Here is a 20,086-nt window from a genome sequence, read left to right as displayed (position 1 = left end):
AGCTTCGGTTCTGATCTAATCAGAACCAAAGCTCAAGATCCTTGTTTTGACGCGTTTTCTTCACGCGAACCGGTGACCATCCCGGATCAAGTCCGGGACAGGCTTTCGCTCGAAAACGCTCTCACCGGAATTCGGGTGGACGCTAGCATGCGGGCGGTGAATTGTATGCCGAGCGACCCGTTGCGAGAGTGATGACTTTCCAGAGTGACTGATATGGCCGACCGCAAGACCTCACAGACCTTCAACCTCGACCGCCTCAAGACCCCGATCGGCACCGCGCTGCTGGTGACCGATGACGACGGCGTGCTGCGCGCGCTCGACTGGGACGACTATGAAGGGCGCATGCTCGACCTGCTGCGGCTGCACTATGGCGCCGTGACGCTGCGGGACGGACGCGCGCCGGCTGCGATGCGCAAGGCGCTCGGCGATTACTTCAACGGCGATCTCGATCGGCTCGCCGATGTCGAATGGCGCGTCGCCGGCACGCCGTTCCAGCAGAAGGTCTGGCACGCGTTGCCGAAGATTCCGCCGGGCACCACCATGAGCTACGGCGCGCTGGCGGCAAGACTGAAAGTGCCGAACGCGATGCGCGCGGTCGGCCACGCCAACGGCTCCAACCCGATCAGTGTCGTCGTGCCCTGCCACCGCCTGATCGGCGCCAACGGCTCGCTGGTCAAATATGGCGGCGGACTGGAGCGCAAGCGCTGGCTGCTGCGGCACGAGGGCGTGGAGATATAGCGGCCGAACTCAGCCGCAATGAGACGATCAATCGAGATCCTCGCGCGGCATGTTTCGCAGATCGCGCACGATGTAGAGGAATACAATGAGCGACGGCACCCACGCGAGGATCGCTCCCACCAGCATCGCATCGACCGTCGTCATCGGATCTCCCTTGAGCGTTTTCGAGCGAAGTGGCCGCCGGTTCGGGTTAAGAAAACACGTCAAACAAAAATCTGGCCTGCGCCGTCAGATCAGCTTTTTCGATGGGCCGCCGGTTCTCGGGATGGGATAGAGCCACTTCCAATAGACCTTGTTGCGCTCCAACTGCCGCTTGTAGATCTCGCGGCACTTCGTCGAGCAGAACTGCTCGAAATACCAGCTATGCCGGATCAGTCCGAAGGGCCGCCGGCAACCTGGATTGCCGCAACGGCCCGTCATGATGCTGCCTCCGCATTCGCTCGCCAAAGCCAGCGAATGAAGTCCTCTTGACCCTTGTGAAGACAGAGCCGTCCGCAGTAGCGCTCACCCGCCGGATTGCGCAGGCAGATGATCTTGGCATCTTCACTGTCACACTGGGCGCAGCGCGGTTCCGTACGCATGGCGACTTCCCTCCAGGAACTGCCATTTGCCAATCAAGAATGCCTGATGCTGTCGTTGCCGCCGGTCTTGTTGAAGGACGGCGCCGCGAAATCTTGCGCTACCACCGTCGATGCGCAACTTGTCCAGATGTTTCCCGGCATCATCCTTGCGTATACCCGATTTGAACTCACGCGCTCGTCGCTGTGCCGCGCTGTGCCAGAGCTGCATCGAGGCACTTGACCAGCGCATCTCCGTCGAACGGCTTGATCAGGAAGCAGATCGCCCCCGCCTCCATGGCTCGGGCCCGATCGGCCTCGACGGAGAAGGCCGTGATGAAGATGAACGGAAGGCGCCGGCCGTCGGCAATCAGGCGGGCCTGCAGGTCGAGCCCGCTCATGGTCGGCATCCTGACATCGGCTATCACGCAGGATGTGTCGTTCAGTTGCGGCGAATGCAGGAATTCTTCGGCCGACGCGTAGGTCTGGACCGCGTAGCCAAGCGACCTGACCAGATTGTCGGTCGCGGTGCGGACCGACATGTCATCGTCGACGATCGATATCACCGGGTTGGACAAGAAGGGCTTTCCTGGAACGGCCAGAGGGGCCTCTGGTGTCTGCGATCACGGAGCCACAGTGCGTCGTCGGCCGCGGCCGGAGAATCATACTTAGGTTTGTGCGCTGCCGGATGCCTGCTTGAACCCGAGGATCTGCGCCATCCTGACCAGATCAGGCAACGACTTCGCCGCCATTTTCCGCATGATGTGCCCGCGGTGTATCTTGACTGTGATCTCGGCCACGCCGATTTCGGCGGCGACCTGCTTGTTCATGAGCCCCGCGGTGACGAGGCTCATGATCTGGCGCTCACGAGGGGTCAGGGTCGCGAAGGCTGCACGCAGGTTCGCGAGCGCCCTGGCCTCATTGCGGCGAGTTCTGTCGCGTTCGATCGCAGTCGTGACGGCATCCAGCATGTCCTGATCGCGGAACGGCTTGGTCAGGAAGTCGACGGCTCCGGCCTTCATCGCCCTGACCGTCATCGGGATATCGCCATGGCCGGTCATGAAGATGATCGGAATATGAATGTCGGCCCTGGCGAGCTCCGCCTGGAAGTCGAGGCCGCTCAGCCGGGGCAGCCTGATGTCCAGGATCAGGCAGCTTGGAATATCGGGGAGCTTGTGCTGCAGAAATTCATGGGCCGACCCGAACGCTGCGGCGCGCAGGCCGACCGACCGGAAAAGATTGCTCAGCGAGTCGCGCACTGACACATCGTCGTCGACGATGAAGACGATCGGATCCTCGGCGTTCGCGGGGGCGGGAGGCGATGCCGCGCGTCCAATCACCATGCATGATCCTCCTGACGCAGCGGCAGGGTGAACTGGAACGTCGTGCCGGGGCCGATGTTCCTGGACACGGATAGGCGCCCTCGGTGGGCTTCGACGATCGAGCGGCAGATCGACAACCCCATTCCCATGCCGCTGGCTTTGGTGGTGTAGAAGGCGTCAAACAGCCGCTCGGCATGCTCTGTCGCAACCCCGATACCACAATCGGTGACCGTGACCAGGATCTGCCCGGCATCGTCTTGGTGCGTCCGGATTACGAGTTCCCGTGCCCTGTCCGTGACCGGCTGCATTGCCTCGATGCCATTGACGACAAGGTTGAGGATGACTTGCTGCAGCTGGACGCGGTCGGCGACGACAGGCGGGAGCGCGGGAGCGAGGTCGAGCTGCAGGGACACGAGGTGGCTCTGCAGTTCATGCTGCACCAGGCCGATCACCTCGTTGATGGCTTCATTGATGTCGAGCGGCGCCATCTGACCGGTCGTCTTGTTCACCAGCGCGCGGACGCGCTGGATGACCTCGCCCGCCCGGTTGCCGTCGCTGATGATCGACCTGACCGCCCCGCGCGCTTCATTCAGATCAGGAGCCGCCCGGTTGAGCCAGCGCAGGCATGCCGCGGCGTTGGCGACCACGGCGGCAAGCGGCTGGTTCACTTCATGGGCGATCGATGCGGCGAGCTCGCCGAGTGCCGTCACGCGCGTGACGTGCGCGAGGTTGGTCTGCGCTTCGTGCAACTCCGCCTCGGCGCGCTTGCGGGCGGTCACGTCGGTGACCGCTCCGATGAATTCGGTGTCGCCCGAGGGGGTGGTCACCGCATGCGCCCTGGCGTGAACATATTTGATCGCGCCGTCCGGCATCAGCAATCGGTAGCCGTGCTCGAAGTCCTTGCCGTCAAGCGAGGCGCTGTCGACGGTCCGTTGCACGCGGGCGCGATCATCCGGATGGATGCGTTGAAGGACGGTGGCATGCTTGATCGAAGGAGCCCTGTCGAATCCGAAGATCCTGAACGTCTCTTCCGACCAGATCACCTCACCGCTGGCGACGTGCCAGCCAAAGCTGCCGGTGTGGCTCAATCGCTGGGCTTCGCTCAGGTACATTTCGCTCTGCTGCAGCGCGTTTTCGGCCTGTTTGCGCTCGGTGATATCCTCGCATGCGATCAGCACGATCAATCGGTCGTCCTGCCGCCGCACGGCCTTGGCATTTTCACGAACCCAAAGTCTTGAACCGTCCTTGCGGATCTTCCGGATTTCCCAATTGTGGGTTTGGCCGATGTTCTCGAGGCACGCCGCGACGTTGCGCTGGACCGCCTGATGGTCTTCGGCGGCAAAGACCCGCAGCACGGATTGTCCAAGCAATTCGTCGACGGTGTAGCCGAGTTGTGCCGCGCCGAACGTGTTGACCGACAGCACGAGACCCGTCGCGTCGACCATGAAGTACATGACCGGATTGTGCTCGAACACCTCCTTCCATTGCGCTTCGCTGTTGCGCAGGGCCTCTACCGCGCGCTCTTCGCCGCTGGCCCGGCCGCGCAACATGGCTTCCATCTGCCTGTGGGTGCGGCCCACCACCCCGATCATCAGCAATGCGGCGGCAAGCGAGGCGATCAGCAGCGCCAGCGCGATCAGATGGGCGGAAGCTGCAGGCTGCGGACCAAGCAGCAGCCCGATGCAGGTTGCGGCCAAAGCCAGCACCATGCCGCCGAGCAGCCATTGCTCGGCCGACCAGGATTTCGTGGTCGGGATGCGCATCATCGGCAGCACCAGCACTTGGCCATCCAGCACTTGGCCGTCCAGCACTCGGCCGTCATGGGCCGCGCTGCGTCGCTAGGTGACCGCTACCATCAGCGGCGACAACGTCGCCCTCCTAACAAACTGCATACTAACAGCTTTCTCGACGTCCGAACGGGATCGCGGGGGCGATTTTGGCGATCCGCTCGCGTGGCGCGAGATCGCGCGGAAAGCGCAATCGTCGGACGAACTCAGGCCCAGGTTGCGGCTAAACCAAAGTATGTCGTCCCCATCCGAATGTAACGGCCGGATCAACCTCCGTTCAATGGCCGGTTTCCTCCCGGTGGCTACGCTTATTGGGTAACTCGATGACAGTAGAGGCCTTTCGGGATTCAGCAATCGCCAATCAGAGACGGGAGATTGAAATGCCCAACACGCGCCTGCATCTGATCCTTTGCTCCGACGACGTCGCGCGCGAGACGACGCCTCAGAGACGTAACCGCAGCTTCCAGCCCTCCGTGATCGACGGCGGCAAGCAAGCAGCGACCGTGCAGGCCGACAATTCCTGGATTGATCTGCTCGACGTCTTCGATTTGAGCGTTGTGCTCTGTCAGGCGAGCTACCTGGCCTTGCTGGGGGCAAGCCTCGCGGCGCTGCAGCCGCAATTGAACGTGCAGGATCCAGGATCGTAGCCCGCTATGGATCCAAGTCCGGCAGGCTGCCGGGACCGACGCGCTGGCTGCTCACGCCTGGGTCGCGCAAACGGGTCCGATAACAGCCTCCGTGAGAGCCCGGAATCCACTCCCCGTCTAGCCCCGGCCCTGATGGATTCCGGGCTCAGTCCCCGCAGGCGCGCCGAGCTGCTGAACGTGGCAAATTGCAGCAGTTTTTCCGAAAGATGGCTGGTTCGCTTTAGCCGCTTTTGAAGCACCTGATCATTGGATCCGTCGGCGACGGCATCGCACCGCAGAGCTGTGCGTTGGGTTCGCGCACTGACAGTTCAGGGGCCGGTCAATGAATCAGGCACAGCAGCAGAAGCCCTCTCTTGAAGGCAAAGTTTCCGTCTCCAAGGATGAGGCCGAAGGCGCACGCGGATTGCAGCGCGATCTGCAAGACCGGTTGCAGCCGGCGCACGACGAGCCAGTGAGCGAGCCCGTCAGCGATAGCGCTCCCCATCCCGAAGCACCTGCAGGCTCGGACCGCTGGGTTCGCCGCGTGCTCAAGGTCGGCATTGGCCTTGCGATCGTGGCCGTCTTCGGATGGCTGCCGCTGAAGGCCGTGCTGCAGACCTCGAGCGTCGAGGCCGTGGTCAATGCCAGGATCGTGACCTTGCGCTCGCCGATCGACGGCACCGTGAGCGCGAAGCTGCCGCAGGGCTCGACGCAGCTCAGCGTGGTCCACGAGGGCGATGCGATCCTTCATGTCGTCAACGCCCGCGGCGATCGCGTGCGGCTCGACGATCTTCGGCGGCAGATGTCCCGGATGGAAAATGAGCGCCCGAGTTTCGCCGCCAAGCTTGCGGCCGCCGAGACGGCGCAGCAGGACCTTGCGCGCCAGGCGGCCCAGTTCCGCGACGGTCGCATTCTCCAGCTCCAGGCGCGCATCGCCGAAATCCAGACCGCGATCGAGGCCGCGGCCGCGCGGCGGGAAGAGGCGACGGCGGCGGTTGAACGCGCCTCGTCACTGATCAAATCGGGCAGCGTCTCGACGGTCGAAATGGCCCGGCTGACGCGCGAGCAAGCGATCGCCCAGCAGACCGAGATCGGCGCGCAGCGCCGCCTCGACGCCGCCAAGGTCGAACTCACGGCGGCAAGGAACGGCACCTACCTTGGCGACAGCTACAATGACCGGCCGAGTTCCGTGCAGCGCGAAGAGGAGATGCGCCAGCGCGTCAGCGATCTGCGCGCCGATCTGGTGCATTCCGATGCCGAGATCGATTGGCTCACCCACGAGATTGCCTCGGAGCAGCTGCACTACATCAACCGGGTGGAGGCCGACATCAGGGCGCCGGTTACCGGGCGCATCTGGGAGATGATGACGTCGTCCGGCGAGGATGTCAGGGCCGGGCAGCCCCTGCTCAAGCTGCTCGATTGCAGCGGCGCGGTAGTCACCGCCAACGTCACCGAAGGCGTCTATAACCGCCTCAAGCTCGGCGAGCAGGCGAGCTTTGAGCCGAACGACGGCAGCGCCGCGATCAAGGGCGAGATCGTCAACCTCACCGGCGCGTCAGGTGCGCCCGCAAACCTCGCGATCAATCCGGATGCGCTCAACAAGGAACCGTATCGGGTGACGGTCTCGATGCCCGCGCTCGATACCACGGGCAAGGAATGCGCCGTCGGTCGCACCGGGCGGGTGGTGTTCAACGCGGATGCGGCAAAGCCATGATGGCGGCATTCGCGCCCGGGCTGGTTGCCTTCGGCGCCTGCCTTGCGATCCTGCCGCTGCTCCGGCGCGAGCAGACGCTGGCCCGCATCATGATGGCCGGCATGTCGTTCGTTCTGCTGCTGCACTACTTCGTCTGGCGGGTGACCCAGACCTTGCCGCCTCTGGGACTCACCGCCGACGCGGTGGTCGGCTATCCCTTCGTGGCTGCGGAGGCGGCCTCGATGATCGCGGTGTGCCTGTCGCTGCTGTTCCTCAGCCGCACCATTGACCGCTCGCCCGAGGTCAATGCCATCCTGCGCCAATCCACAGCGCGGACGGATGCGCCGCTCGTCGACGTCTTCATCTGCACCTACAATGAGGAGAAGGCGATCCTGGAGCGCACCATCATCGGCGCGACGGGGCTGAACTATCCCAACTATCGCGTCTGGGTGCTCGACGACGGGCGGCGGCTTTGGCTGCGCCGGCTCGCCCAGGAGCTTGGCTGCAACTATCTGACCCGTCCGGACAACCGGCACGCCAAGGCCGGCAACATCAATCAGGCGCTCCAGCACGTATCCGCCCTGCCGGACCGGCCGGAATTCATCTCGATCCTCGATGCGGATTTTGTCCCGATGCCGGACTTCCTGACGCGGGCGATCAGCCTGATGCAGGACGGCGCCGTCGGCGTCGTGCAGACGCCGCAGCACTTCATCAATCCGGATCCGATCCAGACCAATCTCGCCGCAACCGACGTCTGGCCCGACGAGCAGCGCTTCTTCTTCGACATCCTGATGCCGGCCAAGGACGCCTGGGGCACTGCGTTCTGCTGCGGCACCTCATCGCTGATCCGTTACTCCGGACTGATGCAGATCGGCGGCTTTCCGACCGATTCGGTGACGGAGGATTATCTCGTCACGCTGCGCCTGAAGGAAAAGGGACTGCGTACGGTCTATCTCAACGAGCGCCTGACGATCGGCCTCGCACCGGAGGGATTGAAGGAATACATCACCCAGCGCGGGCGATGGTGCCTCGGCTTCATGCAGATCTTCAGGGGCCGCAGCGGGCCGTTCTCGCGGCAATCCAGGCTCGCATTCATGGACCGGCTGTCGCTGGTCGATGCCTTCATGAGCTGGGCGGCGGTCTATAGCACCAAGACTTTCGGCCTGGTCGTGCCTTGGCTCTATCTGCTGTTCGGGATCAAGGCGGTTCATGCCGACCTGTTCGAGCTCCTGAAATACTTCCTGCCGTTCTACGTCTGGCACGCCTTCACGATGGCGTGGCTCTCGCACGGCCGCTCGCTCGCGATCATGACCGACGTCTCGCAATACATTGCAGCACCCGCGGTCTTGAAGGCCGTCGTGACCGGCCTCGCCAAGCCGCAAGGCCACAAGTTCAAGGTGACCGCCAAGGGCGGCGACCGCAACCGCCGCTTCATCGAATGGCCGCTGCTGCGGCTCTACGGCGGCGCCTTACTGATCACGCTGGTCGCCATCGCCTACGCCTTCATCCTGCATCTGCGCGGTGAAAACATCGCCTATGGCGGGCTGGCGCTGGCCTGGAGCCTGTACAATTGCGCCGTGCTCGCGATCGTATGCTTCATCTGCATCGAGCAGCCGCGGCGTCGCAAGGCCGAGCGTTTCGAGCGCGACGAGCCGATCCTGATCCACGAAGGCGCCGAGCCGCGGCTGGTGCGGATGGCCGACGTCTCGATTTCGGGCGCGCGCTTCATCGATCCGGCCCCGCCCGCAATCGGCGCCTCGATCAAGTGCAATGTCTACGGCCAGAACGTGAACGCGCTCGTGGTCCGCCGCACCCGTGACGGCTTCGGCGTCCGCTTCGAGGACGCGGTTGCGACGCGGATCAATGTCGTGCGCGCATTCTATGCCGGCGAATATGTCCGCGCCTTCCACGGCGTGCGCGCGGCGCCGGTCGGCAAGGCCTTGCTGATGCGGCTGTTCGGCTGACCCTCCTCGTCATTCCGGGGCAGCCCGCAGGGCTGAGCCCGGAATCCATCGGGCCGCATATTTTGTGGTGAAATGGATTCCGGGCTCGCGCTGCGCGCGCCCTCAGGTGCGCCATTGCGCACCGGGGAATGACAAGTGGAAAGGGCCCGGCCTAAGCCGCCGGCTTCGCCGCCTGGTCCTCGCTCGACAACAGATGCAGCAGCGCGCTCTTGATCGCGGCCTGCCGGGTCGGCGCGGTGATCTGGGCGCCGAGCAGGTCGGTGACATAGAACACGTCGCGGGCGCGCTCGCCAAAGGTCGCGACATGCGCCGAGGCGATGTTGAGGTTGAGCTTCGAGATCGCGGTCGTCAGCTGGTAGAGCAGGCCGGGGCGGTCGAGGCCGGAGACCTCGATCACGGTGTAGCGGTCGGACCACTGGTTGTTGATGGTTACTTCGGGCTCGACGATGAACGGCCGCGCCTTGCTGCGCACCGCGCGCTTCGCCACCGCCTCGGGCAGCCTGAGCTTGCCTTCCAGCACCTGCTCGATCATCTCGCCGATCCGTGTCGCGCGGCGGCCTTCGTCATCGTCGCGGTCGTATTCGCGCGAGATCGAGATGGTGTCGAGCGCGCGGCCGTCGGTCGTGGTGTAGATCTGCGCGTCGACGATGTTGGCACCGGCCGAGGCGCAGGCGCCGGCGATGATCGACAGCAGCCAGGGATGGTCGGTCGCGAGAATCGTGAGCTCGGTGACGGCGCGGACCTCGTCGAAGCCGACGTTGATCGCGAGCTTGTGGCCGGCCTGCTCGCTGGCGCGGATGAAGCGCGCCTGGCGGATCTTGCGTTGCAGCTCGACCTTGAGCCAGTACGCCGGGTAGTGCCGGCCGATATAGGCGTTGAGCTCGACCTCCGGCCATTCGGTGAAGGCGCGGCGGAATTCGGCCTGCGCCACCGCGATGCGTTGGGCGCGGTTGACCTCGGAGAAGCCGCCGGTCAGCACCGGCTCTGTTTCATAGTACAGCGTGCGCAATAGCTGCGCCTTCCAGCCGTTCCAGACGCCGGGGCCGACGCCGCGAATGTCGGCGGTGGTCAGGATCGTGAGCAGCTTCATCTGCTCGACCGACTGCACCACGGCGGCGAAATTCTCGATGGTCTTGCGGTCCGACAAATCGCGCGATTGCGCCACCGTCGACATCGTCAGATGTTCCTCGATCAGCCACGCCACCAGCTCGGTGTCGGCCGCGGAGAAGCCGAGCCGCGGGCACAGCCGCCGCGCCACCTTGGCGCCGGCGATCGAGTGATCCTCAGGCCTGCCCTTGGCGATGTCGTGCAGCAGGGTTGCGATATAGATCACCGGGCGGTGCTCGGGACGGATCTTGCGGAACAGGTCGCTGGCGACCGTGAACTCCTCGTTGCCGCCGCGCTCGATGTCCTGCAGGAAGCCGATGCAGCGGAGCAGATGCTCGTCCACCGTATAGTGGTGGTACATATTGAACTGCATCATCGAGACGATCTTGCCGAAGGCGCGGATGAAATGGCCGAGCACGCCGGTCTCGTTCATCCGCCGCAGCACGGTCTCCGCATCGTTCGAGGTCAGGATCTCCATGAACAGGCGGTTGGCTTCCTCGTTGTCGCGGAGCTGGGTGTTGATCAGCTTCAGCGAGCGCGTCACCGTGCGCATCGCATCGGGATGGAAGGCGAGGTTGTTCTGCTGCGCGAGGCGGAAGATGCGGATCAGGTTGACCGGATCGTGCTTGAACACATCAGGCGCGGCGAGATTGATGCGGTTGTTGTCGACGATGAAGTCGTCGCTGCCGGCCACCCGCCGCCGCTTGGTGCCCGGCCGCAGCCGCGCCACCATCCGGCTCAGCACCGGCGCCGGCTTGTTGTGCTCCTCTTCAAGCTTGGCGCACAGGATCGCGGTGAGATCGCCGACGTCCTTGGCGATCAGGAAGTAGTGCTTCATGAAGCGCTCGACGTCCTGCATGCCGGGATGCGAGGTGTAGCCGAGGCGGACCGCGATCTCGCGCTGCATGTCGAACGACAGCCGCTCCTCGGCGCGTCCGGCGAAGAAGTGCAAATTGCAGCGCACCGACCACAGGAAGTCGGCGCAGCGGCGGAAGGTGCGGTACTCCTGCGCGTCGAACACGCCGCGTTCCAGCAGCTCATCGGTCTCGCGCACGCGGTAGACGTATTTCGCGATCCAGAACAGCGTATGCAGGTCGCGCAGGCCGCCCTTGCCGTCCTTGACGTTGGGCTCGACCAGATAGCGCGACTGGCCGGCGCGGCGATGCCGCTCCTCGCGCTCGGCGAGCTTGGCGGTGACGAATTCCGCCGCGGTGCCCTGCACCACTTCCTTGTCGAAGCGTTCGACCAGCTCGTCATAGAGCGGCTGGTCACCGGTCAGGAAGCGGGTCTCCAGGATCGCGGTGCGGATCGTCATGTCGCCGCGCGCCTGGCGGATCGATTCATCGACCGAGCGCGTGGCGTGGCCGACCTTCAGCCCCATGTCCCAGAGGCAATAGAGGATGGCTTCGGCAACCTGCTCGCCCCAGGCGGTCTGCTTGTAGGGCAGGATGAACAACAGATCGATGTCGGATTCCGGCGCCATCAGCCCGCGGCCATAGCCGCCGGTCGCGACCACGGCCATGCGTTCGGCGCCCGAGGGGATCGGCGAGTGGTAGAGATGTCGGGTCGCCGCCGCGTAGAGGATGCGGATGATCTCGTCCTGCACGAAGCACAGCCGTTCGGCGCAGCGCCGGCCGTGGCGGTCCTTCAGCAGCAGCTCCTGCGCCGTGGCGCGCGCCGCGATCAGCTCGGCCTTGAGCAACTGCGCCATCGCGGCGCGGAACTGGTCCTCGCGGCCGGCATGCTGCTCGGCGAGTGCATTGACCGCCGCGGTGATCCGCTCGGTCTCGAAACGACCATCCGCTTCAGGGCGGACTTCGGCTACGACGCTGTCCATACGTTCATCCGATATCGGACCAAGCTGTTGCTGTCACTGACCAAAGTATATGGACAGCAGCTCCATTCTGTTTCCTGGGCACCCAGAGCAAGCCTGTGCTCGCGCCGCCAAACAAAGGGTAGAGATTTTCTCGTTGACCGCAAGGCTAACTCATTGAATTAAAAGTGTGTTTCTTAATCAACCCAAGGGGGCGACGAATGCAGAATTTTTCCCGGCGCGCGTTTGCGGCGCTGCTCGCGGTCTCGACATTCTTGCCCGGCGCGGCGCTGGCCGCCGACACGCTGAAGGAGATCCGGATCGACTGGGCGACCTACAATCCGGTGTCGATGGTCCTGAAGCAGAAGGGCCTCCTGGAGAAGGAGTTCGCCAAGGACGGCATCAGCATCGTCTGGGTGCAGTCGGCCGGCTCCAACAAGGCGCTCGAATTCCTCAATGCCGGCTCGATCGATCTCGGCTCGACCGCGGGCTCGGCCGCTTTGGTCGCCCGGATCAACGGCAACCCGATCAAGTCGATCTACGTCTATTCGCGCCCCGAATGGACCGCGCTGGTCACCACCAAGGACTCCAGGATCACGTCGGTCGCCGACCTCAAGGGCAAGCGCGTCGCGGTGACCCGTGGCACCGACCCGCACATCTTCCTGGTCCGGGCGCTGCTCGGCGCCGGTCTGACCGAGAAGGACATCACGCCGGTGCTGCTGCAGCACGCCGACGGCAAGACCGCGCTGATCCGCGGCGACGTCGACGCTTGGGCCGGCCTCGACCCGATGATGGCGCAGGCGGAAGTCGAGGACGGCGCCAAGCTGTTCTACCGCAAGGCCGACGCCAACACCTGGGGCATTCTGAATGTGCGCGAGGAGTTCCTGAAAGCGCACCCGGATATCGTCCGCCGCGTGCTCGCGACGTATGAGGAGGCGAGGAAATATTCGCTGGCGAACTATGACGAGCTGAAGAAGACCTTCATCGCGGTCACCAAGCTGCCGGACGCCGTGGTCGACAAGCAGCTCAAGGAGCGTACCGAGCTGACCCACAGCCGGATCGGTAGCCCCCAGCGCGAGTCGATCTTGGCCGCGGGCCTCGCCTTGCAGCAGGCCGGCGTGATCGACGCCAAGACCGACGTGAAGGCCGCGCTCGACAGCCTGATCGACGATCAGGTCCCGCTGCCGACGAATTAACTCGATCGTTCACCCTCCCCTGGAGGGGGAGGGTCGGTTCACAGCGAGCGAAGCGAGATGTGAGCCGGGGTGGGGTGATCCCTCCACTCCGGCAGCGCCCGTTACGAGCGACCTTCACCCCACCTCGGTTCGCATTTCATGCGAACCGATCCTCCCCCTCCAGGGGAGGATAAGAGGTCATCGCCCCCACCTTGCAATCCCGCCGGAAGAATAGTTCTTGCTATGGCCATGACCGTTGACCTGCCCGCGCTGGAACAGACGGCCGCGCCGCGTGCGGCGGCGGGGTGGTCGCGTTATGCGCGCCCGGTGCTCGGGCTCGTGCTGCCGGTCGCTCTCGCGCTGGGCTGGGAGTTGGTTGTCCATCTCGGCTATTCCAACGGCCGCCTGGTGCCGCCACCGTCGAAGGTGTTCGAGACCATCGTTTCGCTCGCGAAAAGCGGCGAGCTGTCGCGCCATATCCTTGCCACGCTCTGGCGCGTCGGCGCGGGTTTTGCGCTCGGCGTCGTCGCCGGCACCATCATGGGCGCGATCTCCGGCTACTGGGATTTCGCCAAGCGGCTGCTTGATCCGACCGTACAGGCGCTGCGCGCAATCCCCTCGCTCGCCTGGGTGCCGCTGTTCGTGCTCTGGCTCGGCATCTTCGAGACCTCGAAGGTCGCGCTGATCGCGGTCGGCGTGTTCTTTCCGATCTATCTCGGCGTGATGGGCGCGATCCTGTCGGTCGATCGCAAGATCGTCGAGGTCGGCCGCGTGTTCCGCCTCTCCGGACCCGCCATGATCCGCCGCATCCTGTTGCCGGCTGTGCTGCCGGCCTATGTGGTGTCGCTGCGGGTCGGGCTCGGCCTCGGCTGGATGTTCGTGGTCGCGGCCGAACTGATCGGCGCCTCCGAAGGTCTCGGCTATCTCCTGCTCGACGGCCAGCAGCTCGGCAAGCCGGCGCAGATCCTCGCCGCGATCGTGATCTTCGCGATCCTTGGCAAGCTGACCGACTGGCTGATCGAGGTCGCAACCGCCCCGCTGCTGCGCTGGCAGGATGCGTTCGGCGCGCGGGGAGGGCAGTGATGCTGGCGCTGAAGGATGTCGGCAAGACCTATCCGAACGGCGTCCATGCGCTGGAACGCTTCTCGGCCGAAATCCCGCCCGGCGAGATCATCGCGATCATCGGCGGCTCCGGTTGCGGCAAGTCGACGCTGCTGCGCGCCATCGCCGGCCTCGATCGCGCCAGCACCGGCAGCGTGGCGCTCGACAATGCGGTCATCACCTCACCGCACGCCAAGATCGGCATCATCTTCCAGGAGCCGCGGCTGCTGCCCTGGCTCAGCGTCGCCGACAATATCGGCTTCGGTCTCGCCGATCTCCCGGCCGAGGTCAGGCGCGAGCGCGTCGCCGCTTCGCTCGCCCGCGTCGGCCTCGCCGACAAGGCTGCGGCCTGGCCGCGTGAGCTCTCCGGCGGGCAGGCGCAGCGGGTCGCGATCGCCCGCGCGCTGGTGCCGCAGCCCGAAGTGCTGCTGCTTGACGAACCGTTCTCGGCGCTCGATGCCTTCACGCGGCGCGATTTGCAGGACCATCTGCTCGATCTCTGGGCCGACACGCGCCCGACCCTGATCCTGGTCACCCATGACGTCGACGAGGCCGTGGTGCTGGCCGACCGCGTGCTGGTGATGCGGCCGCGGCCGGGCCGGCTGTTCGAGGAGATCACCATCAATCTGGCGCGGCCGCGCGACCGCAAGTCGGAGCTGTTCGACACTTTCAAGCGCCGCGTGCTGACCGCGCTCGACCGCTCGCTGGACCGCCGGGTGCGTGACGTCACGGACAAATCCAGCGCCGGCGAGGCGATGTGGTGGTGACATCGGCCGGCTAAGGCCTTACATCGGAATAAAGAAGAACAGCCGGGAGCAGACCCATGGACTCCGCCGAACTCCGCGCAATGCAGGCTCCGATCAAGGAGCGTTACAAGACCGATCCCCAGGCCGCCGTGATCACGCTGAAGGCCAAGGGCACGATCGACAGCGAAAGCCTGTCCTGCAAGGTCGAGACCGGCCGCGCGCTCGCGGTCGCCGGCCTCCACCCCGCCACCGGCGGCTCCGGGCTCGAGCTCTGCTCCGGCGACATGCTGCTGGAGGCGCTGGTCGCCTGTGCCGGCGTCACGCTGAAATCGGTCGCAACCGCCGTCGAGGTGCCGCTGAAGGTCGGCAACGTGTTCGCGGAAGGCGATCTCGATTTCCGCGGCACGCTCGGCGTCGACAAGGAGGCTCCGGTCGGCTTCCGCGAGATCCGCCTGCGTTTCGACGTCGGCACCGACGCACCGCAGGACAAGCTCGACCTGCTGCTGAAGCTCACCGAGCGCTATTGCGTGGTCTATCAGACCATCAAGAACGGCCCGAAGGTGTCGGTCACGATGCAGCGGGTGTAGCCGCTTTCACCGGTGTCGTCCCGGCGAAAGCCGGGACCCATACGCCGTGCTCTCTCGATTCAAGCTTCGCTGTTCGACGGCTTTCGTACCCAACGAATAGTCGTGGTTATGGGTCCCGGCCTGCGCCGGGACGACACGTGATGTCCCCCGAACTCCACTTCGTCCTGCTCCTCGTGCTGCGCATGGCGGTTGCCGCCGCCTTCGTGGTCAGCGCGTCCATCATCACCGAACGTTCGGGGCCGGTGATCGGCGCGCTGATCGCAACCCTGCCGATCTCAGCCGGGCCGTCCTACACCTTCCTCGCGCTCGACCATGACGCGGCCTTCATCGCCGAGGGCGCGCTGTCGAGCCTGCCGGTCAATGCCGCGACGATCTTCATGGGTCTCACCTACGCGGTGCTGGCGCAGCGCTGCAGCATGTGGATCAGTGCGGGTTCCGCGATCGCGTTGTGGCTCGTGCTGGGGACCATCATCCGTCAGTTCGCCTGGACGCTCGCCGGCGGGCTGATCCTCAATGCCATTGCGTTTGCGATCTGCATTCCGCTGCTCAAGCCTTATCGGCATGTCGCGAAAATGCCGCTGATCGCGCGGCGTTGGTACGACATTCCGCTGCGCGCCGCGCTGGTCGCGAGCCTGGTCGGCACCGTCGTCACCGCGTCGACCTGGGTCGGTCCGCGCGTCACCGGCGTGATCGCGCTGTTTCCGATCGTGTTCTCCTCGATGATGCTGATCCTGCATCCGCGGATCGGCGGCCCCGCCACCGCCGCCGTGCTCGCCAACAGCGCCTGGGGCCTGCTCGGCTTCGGTCTTGGCATCGCCGTGCTGCACGTCGCGGTGCTGCAATTCGGCTCGGCGATCGGGCTGAGCTGCGCCCTCGCCACCTGCATCGCATGGAATCTGGCGCTGTGGCAGCTCGGGCGAAGGAAGAAGGCGCGAGCCTAACCGTCACTGCGAGGAGCGTGGGTGTCTCGCCAAGAAATCACCGCGCGACCGGACGACAGGGTTCGGATCGTTCACCAATTGGGACACTAACGCTCGCTCGTCCGCTATCTGCGAGCGGACGACGATCATGGCATCAGCGACAATTTTTCGTACGAATGGTGATCTGTCGCGGATGCCTTCGGCGATGAGATCTGCGACCGGACGATCGCTTTCGATGCCGCGACTGTCCAGCTTCGGAATGCGTCGTTTCAAGCCATACACCTTGTCGAGCCACACCCAGTCGAATCCGATCGGCCAGCTGGCTTTCCGCAAAATCAGGCATTGATAAGCGATGGCTCTAATGGGGGGCTGAATGGCCGCGGTCGCCAGTCGCGGCAAGTGTTGGTCGATGCCGGGATATCGCAGTGCGGAGCGGAGACAGCCACTCAACCCGCCGGTTGGGCGTCTTTCGAGCTGGGTCGCCAATGCCGCGAGGACGTCGTCGCGGGCGAACATCGGATCAAGCGCTGGGACCTCATCGGACCACCGCCCCCAAACGAATCGTCGTTCAAGCAAGTGGAGGGCTGCATCCGCGACGACAGCAGCGGCGATGTTCGCGGAAATGCGCTTGAAACATTTCATAGCGGCGCGACGAACCGGCCCAACCCAATCATTCAGGCGCCACGCAAGAGCCGCAACGAAGAAAGGCGAGGTCGGCGGCGTTGCTATATGCCATAGCGCTGCCTCCCTGAGGTAGCCGCTTGGGTGAAACAGGAACAGCCACGCAAAGTCCGGATTTGCGGCGAGCAATTCCCGGTCAGCCGGAAAGGAAACGGGCGGCGGCTTTGGAAGGAGCCGGTCTCTGATCTGCTGGAGAAAGAGGCTTGCTCGGTCGGATGGGATAAGTTGGCGCGGCCGCGCTTCCGGCTGCCACCATCCAAGACCTGCGACGTTCGCGATTTCCCGGCTAGCGCGCACAACAAGGTGCGCCGGCAGCGTAGCGAGTTCAGCAAGGATGTCGTGCAACTCGCGATCGGTCGCTGGCCGCGTTGCGAGAGCGGCAAGCTTAGCAAAAAGTGACGGCGAGAGGATGGACCGGGCAGGGCTTATCATGCCGCCAGCTTGGCAGCATTCCTTGGTTGTTGGAAGCCGGGTCAGCTACCCCTTCGGCAGCTTCGCCCGCAGCGCATACAGCGCATCCAGCGCCTCGCGCGGCGACATCTCGTCGGGGTGCAGTGCCTTCACCGCTTCCACCAGCAGATCCACCTCGCTCGGCGGCTTGTCCTCACTGGCGGCGCGGGAGGGGACGGCGAACAGCGGCAGGTCGTCGGCCAGTGCGCGCGCGGTCTGGCCGCGGTCCTGGGCTTCGAGTTTTGCCAGCACCGATTTGGCGCGCGTGATCACGGCGGGCGGCAGGCCGGCGAGCTTGGCGACCTGGATGCCGTAGGAGCGGTCGGCGGAGCCCGGCAGCACCTCGTGCAGGAACACGACGTCGCCCTGCCATTCCTTGACCCGCACCGTGGCGTTGAACATCCGCGGCAGCTTGGCCGACAGCGCCGTCAGCTCGTGATAGTGGGTGGCAAACAACGTGCGGCAGCGGTTGCTTTCATGCAGATGCTCGATCGCGGCCCAGGCGATCGACAGCCCGTCAAAGGTCGCCGTGCCGCGGCCGATTTCATCGAGAATCACCAGCGACCGCTCGCTCGCCTGGTTCAGGATTACCGCGGTTTCGACCATCTCGACCATGAAGGTCGAGCGTCCCCGCGCCAGATCGTCGGCGGCGCCGACACGCGAGAACAGCCGGTCGACGATGCCGAGCCGCGCCCGCGACGCCGGTACGTAAGAGCCGATCTGCGCCAGCAGCGCGATCAGCGCATTCTGGCGCAGGAAGGTCGACTTACCGGCCATGTTCGGACCAGTGATCAGCCAGAGCTGGCCGGACTTCTGTCCAGGAGCCGGAGAGAGGTCGCAGGCATTGGCGATGAACGGCTGGCCGTCGCGCTTCAGTGCCTGCTCGACCACCGGATGCCGTCCGCCCTCGATCGCAAAGCCGAGCGAGCCGTCGACGTCGGGCCGCACATAATTGTCGTCGATCGCAAGCTTCGCCAGCGAGGTCGCGACGTCGAGCATCGCAAAGGCATGCGCAGCGTTGCGCAGATCGTCGCTGGCGGCGAGCGCCAGCGCGCTCAGCCGCTCGAAGATCTCGAGCTCGAGATTGAGCGCGCGCTCGCCGGCATTGGCGATCTTGGCTTCGGTCTCGCCGAGTTCGGCGGTGGTGAAGCGGACCTGCCCCGCCAGCGTCTGGCGATGGATGAAGGTCGCATTCAGCGGCGGCGCGAACAGCTTGTCGCCGTGCTGCGCGGTGACCTCGACGAAATAGCCGAGCACGTTGTTGTGCCGGATCTTCAGCGTCTTGATGCCGGTGTCCTCGGCATAGCGCGCCTGCATCGCGGCGACGACGAGCCGCGAGGCATCGCGCAAATTCCGGCTCTCGTCGAGCGCGGCCTCATAGCCTTCGCGGACGAAGCCGCCGTCGCGCTTGATCAGCGGCAATTGCTCGGACAGCGCCCGCGTGAACTCCCGTGCCAGATCGCGCGAGGGACGTTGCAGCGCCGCCATGACCGAGGACACCTCGGCCGGCGGATTGGCAAGCTGCGCCAGCAGCTCCAGCGCCTGGTCGGCGGCAAGGATGCCGTCGCGCAGGCTGGCGAGGTCGCGCGGGCCGCCGCGGCCGACCGAGAGCCGCGCCAGCGCGCGCGACATGTCGGGCGCCGCGCGCAGCACGGTCCTGATGTCCTCGCGCGCCGCGGAGTCCGCAACGAAGGCCGAGACGGCATCGAGCCGCCGCGCGATCACGGCAACATCGGTGAGCGGCGCGGCCAGGCGCTGCGCCAGGAGCCGCGAGCCCGCCGCGGTGACAGTGCAGTCGATCGCATCGAGCAGCGAGCCGCGGCGCTCGCCGGCGAGTGTCCGCGTCAGTTCGAGATTGGCGCGGGTCGCCGGGTCGATCGCCATCGTGGTGCCGGCGGCCTCGCGCGCCGGCGGCGACAGCGGCGGACGCTTGCCGACCTGGGTGCGGTCGATATAGGTGACGGCGGCGGCCGCGGCAGTCGCCTCCAGCCGCGACATCGCGGACAGGCCATCCATGGTCGCGACCGCGAAATAGTCGCACAGCCGCCGTTCGGCGGTGGCGCTGTCGAACACGTCGCGGGTCAGCGGCGTCACCGACGGTAGCTCGCGCAAGGTCGGCGCCAGTTCGTTGTCGCTATAGAGTGCGTCGGTGACGATGGCCTCGTTCGGATTGATGCGCGCCAGCGTCGCCGCAAGCTCTGATGTCGCGCACTCCGTCACCATGAATTCCGAAGTCGAGATGTCGATCCAGGCAAGGCCAAGGCGATCCGCGCCGGCCGAGCCGCGGGCGCGCGCGATCGCGATCAGGTAATTGTTGGTGCGGGCGTCGAGCAGCGTGTCTTCGGTCAGCGTGCCCGGCGTCACCAGCCGCACCACGCCGCGGCGGACCACGCTCTTGTTGCCGCGGGCCTTTGCCTCCGCGGGATTTTCGGTCTGCTCGCACACCGCGACGCGGTGGCCGGCGCCGATCAGGCGATGCAGATAGTCCTCGGAGCGTTCGACCGGCACGCCGCACATCGGGATGTCGATGCCCTGATGCTTGCCGCGCTTGGTCAGCACGATGCCGAGCGTCTTCGAGGCGATCTCGGCGTCCTCGAAGAACAGCTCGTAGAAATCGCCCATCCGGTAGAACAGCAGCAGGCCGGGATGGGCCGCCTTGATCTCCAGATACTGTTCCATCATCGGCGTGACGCGCGACGGCGCCTCGGCGGCAGTGGCTTCGGGCGGAACGGGGATGGGCTGCTGAATAGTCATGAGGTGGCGGAAACTACAGAATTTCGCCATGCGGTCCTATCCGCGAAGGTGGAGTTTTCCACCCT

At 65.1% G+C, this 20,086-nt stretch carries 16 protein-coding genes; 9 read left to right on the top strand and 7 right to left on the bottom strand.

The genetic code is table 11. The annotated features are described in order from the left end of the window. Window positions 1–213 precede the first annotated feature (213 nt). A complete protein-coding gene (locus AAFG07_RS41045) occupies window positions 214–738 on the top strand; it encodes a methylated-DNA--[protein]-cysteine S-methyltransferase (RefSeq protein WP_342725227.1) in 525 nt (174 codons plus the stop codon). Between the two features lie 228 nt (window positions 739–966). On the opposite strand, the gene AAFG07_RS41040 is transcribed toward AAFG07_RS41045, so the two are convergent. The 4 genes from AAFG07_RS41040 to AAFG07_RS41025 form a co-directional block, all read right to left on the bottom strand. Then, complete coding sequence (locus AAFG07_RS41040) at window positions 967–1,158, bottom strand: hypothetical protein (protein WP_342725226.1); 192 nt, start codon at window positions 1,156–1,158, stop codon at window positions 967–969. 328 nt (window positions 1,159–1,486) lie between these two features. Further along, window positions 1,487–1,861 carry a response regulator gene (locus tag AAFG07_RS41035; protein ID WP_342729395.1) on the bottom strand — a complete coding sequence of 125 codons (375 nt, stop codon included), beginning with the start codon at window positions 1,859–1,861 and terminating at the stop codon, window positions 1,487–1,489. Window positions 1,862–1,963: 102 nt separating this feature from the next. After that, a complete protein-coding gene (locus AAFG07_RS41030; protein ID WP_342725225.1) occupies window positions 1,964–2,638 on the bottom strand; it encodes a response regulator transcription factor in 675 nt (224 codons plus the stop codon). Continuing rightward, the gene (locus tag AAFG07_RS41025; protein ID WP_342729394.1) at window positions 2,632–4,209 is read right to left on the bottom strand and encodes a PAS domain S-box protein; all 1,578 of its coding nucleotides are present in this window, start codon (window positions 4,207–4,209) and stop codon (window positions 2,632–2,634) included. The genes AAFG07_RS41030 and AAFG07_RS41025 overlap by 7 nt, the downstream gene beginning before the upstream one ends. A 575-nt stretch (window positions 4,210–4,784) precedes the next feature. Here AAFG07_RS41025 and AAFG07_RS41020 point away from each other — a divergent pair. The 3 genes from AAFG07_RS41020 (at window position 4,785) to AAFG07_RS41010 (ending at window position 8,687) form a co-directional block, all read left to right on the top strand. After that, on the top strand, window positions 4,785–5,051 hold the full coding sequence (locus tag AAFG07_RS41020; RefSeq protein WP_342725224.1) for a hypothetical protein: 267 nt from the start codon (window positions 4,785–4,787) through the stop codon (window positions 5,049–5,051). A gap of 322 nt (window positions 5,052–5,373) precedes the next feature. Then, window positions 5,374–6,744 (top strand): HlyD family efflux transporter periplasmic adaptor subunit, encoded by a 1,371-nt coding sequence (locus AAFG07_RS41015; protein WP_342725223.1) that lies wholly within the window; start codon window positions 5,374–5,376, stop codon window positions 6,742–6,744. Next, window positions 6,741–8,687, top strand: coding sequence for a glycosyltransferase (locus tag AAFG07_RS41010; RefSeq protein ID WP_342725222.1), 1,947 nt, complete (start codon window positions 6,741–6,743; stop codon window positions 8,685–8,687). The genes AAFG07_RS41015 and AAFG07_RS41010 overlap by 4 nt, the downstream gene beginning before the upstream one ends. A gap of 151 nt (window positions 8,688–8,838) precedes the next feature. Here AAFG07_RS41010 and AAFG07_RS41005 read toward each other — a convergent pair whose 3' ends face one another. Beyond that, entirely contained in the window at window positions 8,839–11,631 is a 2,793-nt protein-coding gene (locus AAFG07_RS41005; protein ID WP_342725221.1) for a [protein-PII] uridylyltransferase, read from the bottom strand. A gap of 197 nt (window positions 11,632–11,828) precedes the next feature. Between AAFG07_RS41005 and AAFG07_RS41000 the strand changes: the two genes are divergently transcribed. From AAFG07_RS41000 to AAFG07_RS40980, 5 genes are all read left to right on the top strand, one after another. Continuing rightward, a complete protein-coding gene (locus AAFG07_RS41000) occupies window positions 11,829–12,803 on the top strand; it encodes an aliphatic sulfonate ABC transporter substrate-binding protein (RefSeq protein WP_342725220.1) in 975 nt (324 codons plus the stop codon). Between the two features lie 228 nt (window positions 12,804–13,031). Beyond that, window positions 13,032–13,865, top strand: a complete 834-nt coding sequence (locus AAFG07_RS40995) for an ABC transporter permease (RefSeq protein ID WP_342729393.1) — start codon at window positions 13,032–13,034, stop codon at window positions 13,863–13,865. Continuing rightward, a complete protein-coding gene (locus tag AAFG07_RS40990) occupies window positions 13,865–14,650 on the top strand; it encodes an ABC transporter ATP-binding protein (protein ID WP_342725219.1) in 786 nt (261 codons plus the stop codon). The genes AAFG07_RS40995 and AAFG07_RS40990 overlap by 1 nt, the downstream gene beginning before the upstream one ends. Before the next feature lie 56 nt (window positions 14,651–14,706). Further along, window positions 14,707–15,216 (top strand): OsmC family protein, encoded by a 510-nt coding sequence (locus AAFG07_RS40985; RefSeq protein ID WP_342725218.1) that lies wholly within the window; start codon window positions 14,707–14,709, stop codon window positions 15,214–15,216. A gap of 140 nt (window positions 15,217–15,356) precedes the next feature. Further along, complete coding sequence (locus tag AAFG07_RS40980; protein WP_342725217.1) at window positions 15,357–16,157, top strand: hypothetical protein; 801 nt, start codon at window positions 15,357–15,359, stop codon at window positions 16,155–16,157. 3 nt (window positions 16,158–16,160) lie between these two features. Here the strand turns inward: AAFG07_RS40980 and AAFG07_RS40975 are convergent, their stop codons facing one another. After that, on the bottom strand, window positions 16,161–17,162 hold the full coding sequence (locus AAFG07_RS40975; RefSeq protein WP_342725216.1) for a hypothetical protein: 1,002 nt from the start codon (window positions 17,160–17,162) through the stop codon (window positions 16,161–16,163). Between the two features lie 132 nt (window positions 17,163–17,294). Then, a complete protein-coding gene (mutS, locus tag AAFG07_RS40970; RefSeq protein WP_342729392.1) occupies window positions 17,295–20,021 on the bottom strand; it encodes a DNA mismatch repair protein MutS in 2,727 nt (908 codons plus the stop codon). Window positions 20,022–20,086: the final 65 nt, after the last annotated feature.

Source organism: Bradyrhizobium sp. B097 (assembly GCF_038957035.1).
In the GTDB taxonomy this organism is placed as follows: Bacteria; Pseudomonadota; Alphaproteobacteria; order Rhizobiales; family Xanthobacteraceae; genus Bradyrhizobium.
The sequence above is the reverse complement of the archived record's forward strand: the minus strand, read 5'-3'. Positions and strand labels throughout refer to the sequence as shown.

Excerpts from the sequence above, each read along its gene's own strand:
- AAFG07_RS41045 (WP_342725227.1), top strand. The coding sequence starts at position 214 with ATGGCCGACCGCAAGACCTCACAGACCTTCAACCTCGACCGCCTCAAG.
- AAFG07_RS41040 (WP_342725226.1), bottom strand. The coding sequence starts at position 1,158 with ATGACGGGCCGTTGCGGCAATCCAGGTTGCCGGCGGCCCTTCGGACTG.
- AAFG07_RS41030 (WP_342725225.1), bottom strand. The coding sequence starts at position 2,638 with ATGGTGATTGGACGCGCGGCATCGCCTCCCGCCCCCGCGAACGCCGAG.
- AAFG07_RS41025 (WP_342729394.1), bottom strand. The coding sequence starts at position 4,209 with ATGATCGGGGTGGTGGGCCGCACCCACAGGCAGATGGAAGCCATGTTG.
- AAFG07_RS41020 (WP_342725224.1), top strand. The coding sequence starts at position 4,785 with ATGCCCAACACGCGCCTGCATCTGATCCTTTGCTCCGACGACGTCGCG.
- AAFG07_RS41015 (WP_342725223.1), top strand. The coding sequence starts at position 5,374 with ATGAATCAGGCACAGCAGCAGAAGCCCTCTCTTGAAGGCAAAGTTTCC.
- AAFG07_RS41010 (WP_342725222.1), top strand. The coding sequence starts at position 6,741 with ATGATGGCGGCATTCGCGCCCGGGCTGGTTGCCTTCGGCGCCTGCCTT.
- AAFG07_RS41005 (WP_342725221.1), bottom strand. The coding sequence starts at position 11,631 with ATGGACAGCGTCGTAGCCGAAGTCCGCCCTGAAGCGGATGGTCGTTTC.
- AAFG07_RS41000 (WP_342725220.1), top strand. The coding sequence starts at position 11,829 with ATGCAGAATTTTTCCCGGCGCGCGTTTGCGGCGCTGCTCGCGGTCTCG.
- AAFG07_RS40995 (WP_342729393.1), top strand. The coding sequence starts at position 13,032 with ATGACCGTTGACCTGCCCGCGCTGGAACAGACGGCCGCGCCGCGTGCG.
- AAFG07_RS40990 (WP_342725219.1), top strand. The coding sequence starts at position 13,865 with ATGCTGGCGCTGAAGGATGTCGGCAAGACCTATCCGAACGGCGTCCAT.
- AAFG07_RS40985 (WP_342725218.1), top strand. The coding sequence starts at position 14,707 with ATGGACTCCGCCGAACTCCGCGCAATGCAGGCTCCGATCAAGGAGCGT.
- AAFG07_RS40980 (WP_342725217.1), top strand. The coding sequence starts at position 15,357 with ATGTCCCCCGAACTCCACTTCGTCCTGCTCCTCGTGCTGCGCATGGCG.
- mutS (WP_342729392.1), bottom strand. The coding sequence starts at position 20,021 with ATGACTATTCAGCAGCCCATCCCCGTTCCGCCCGAAGCCACTGCCGCC.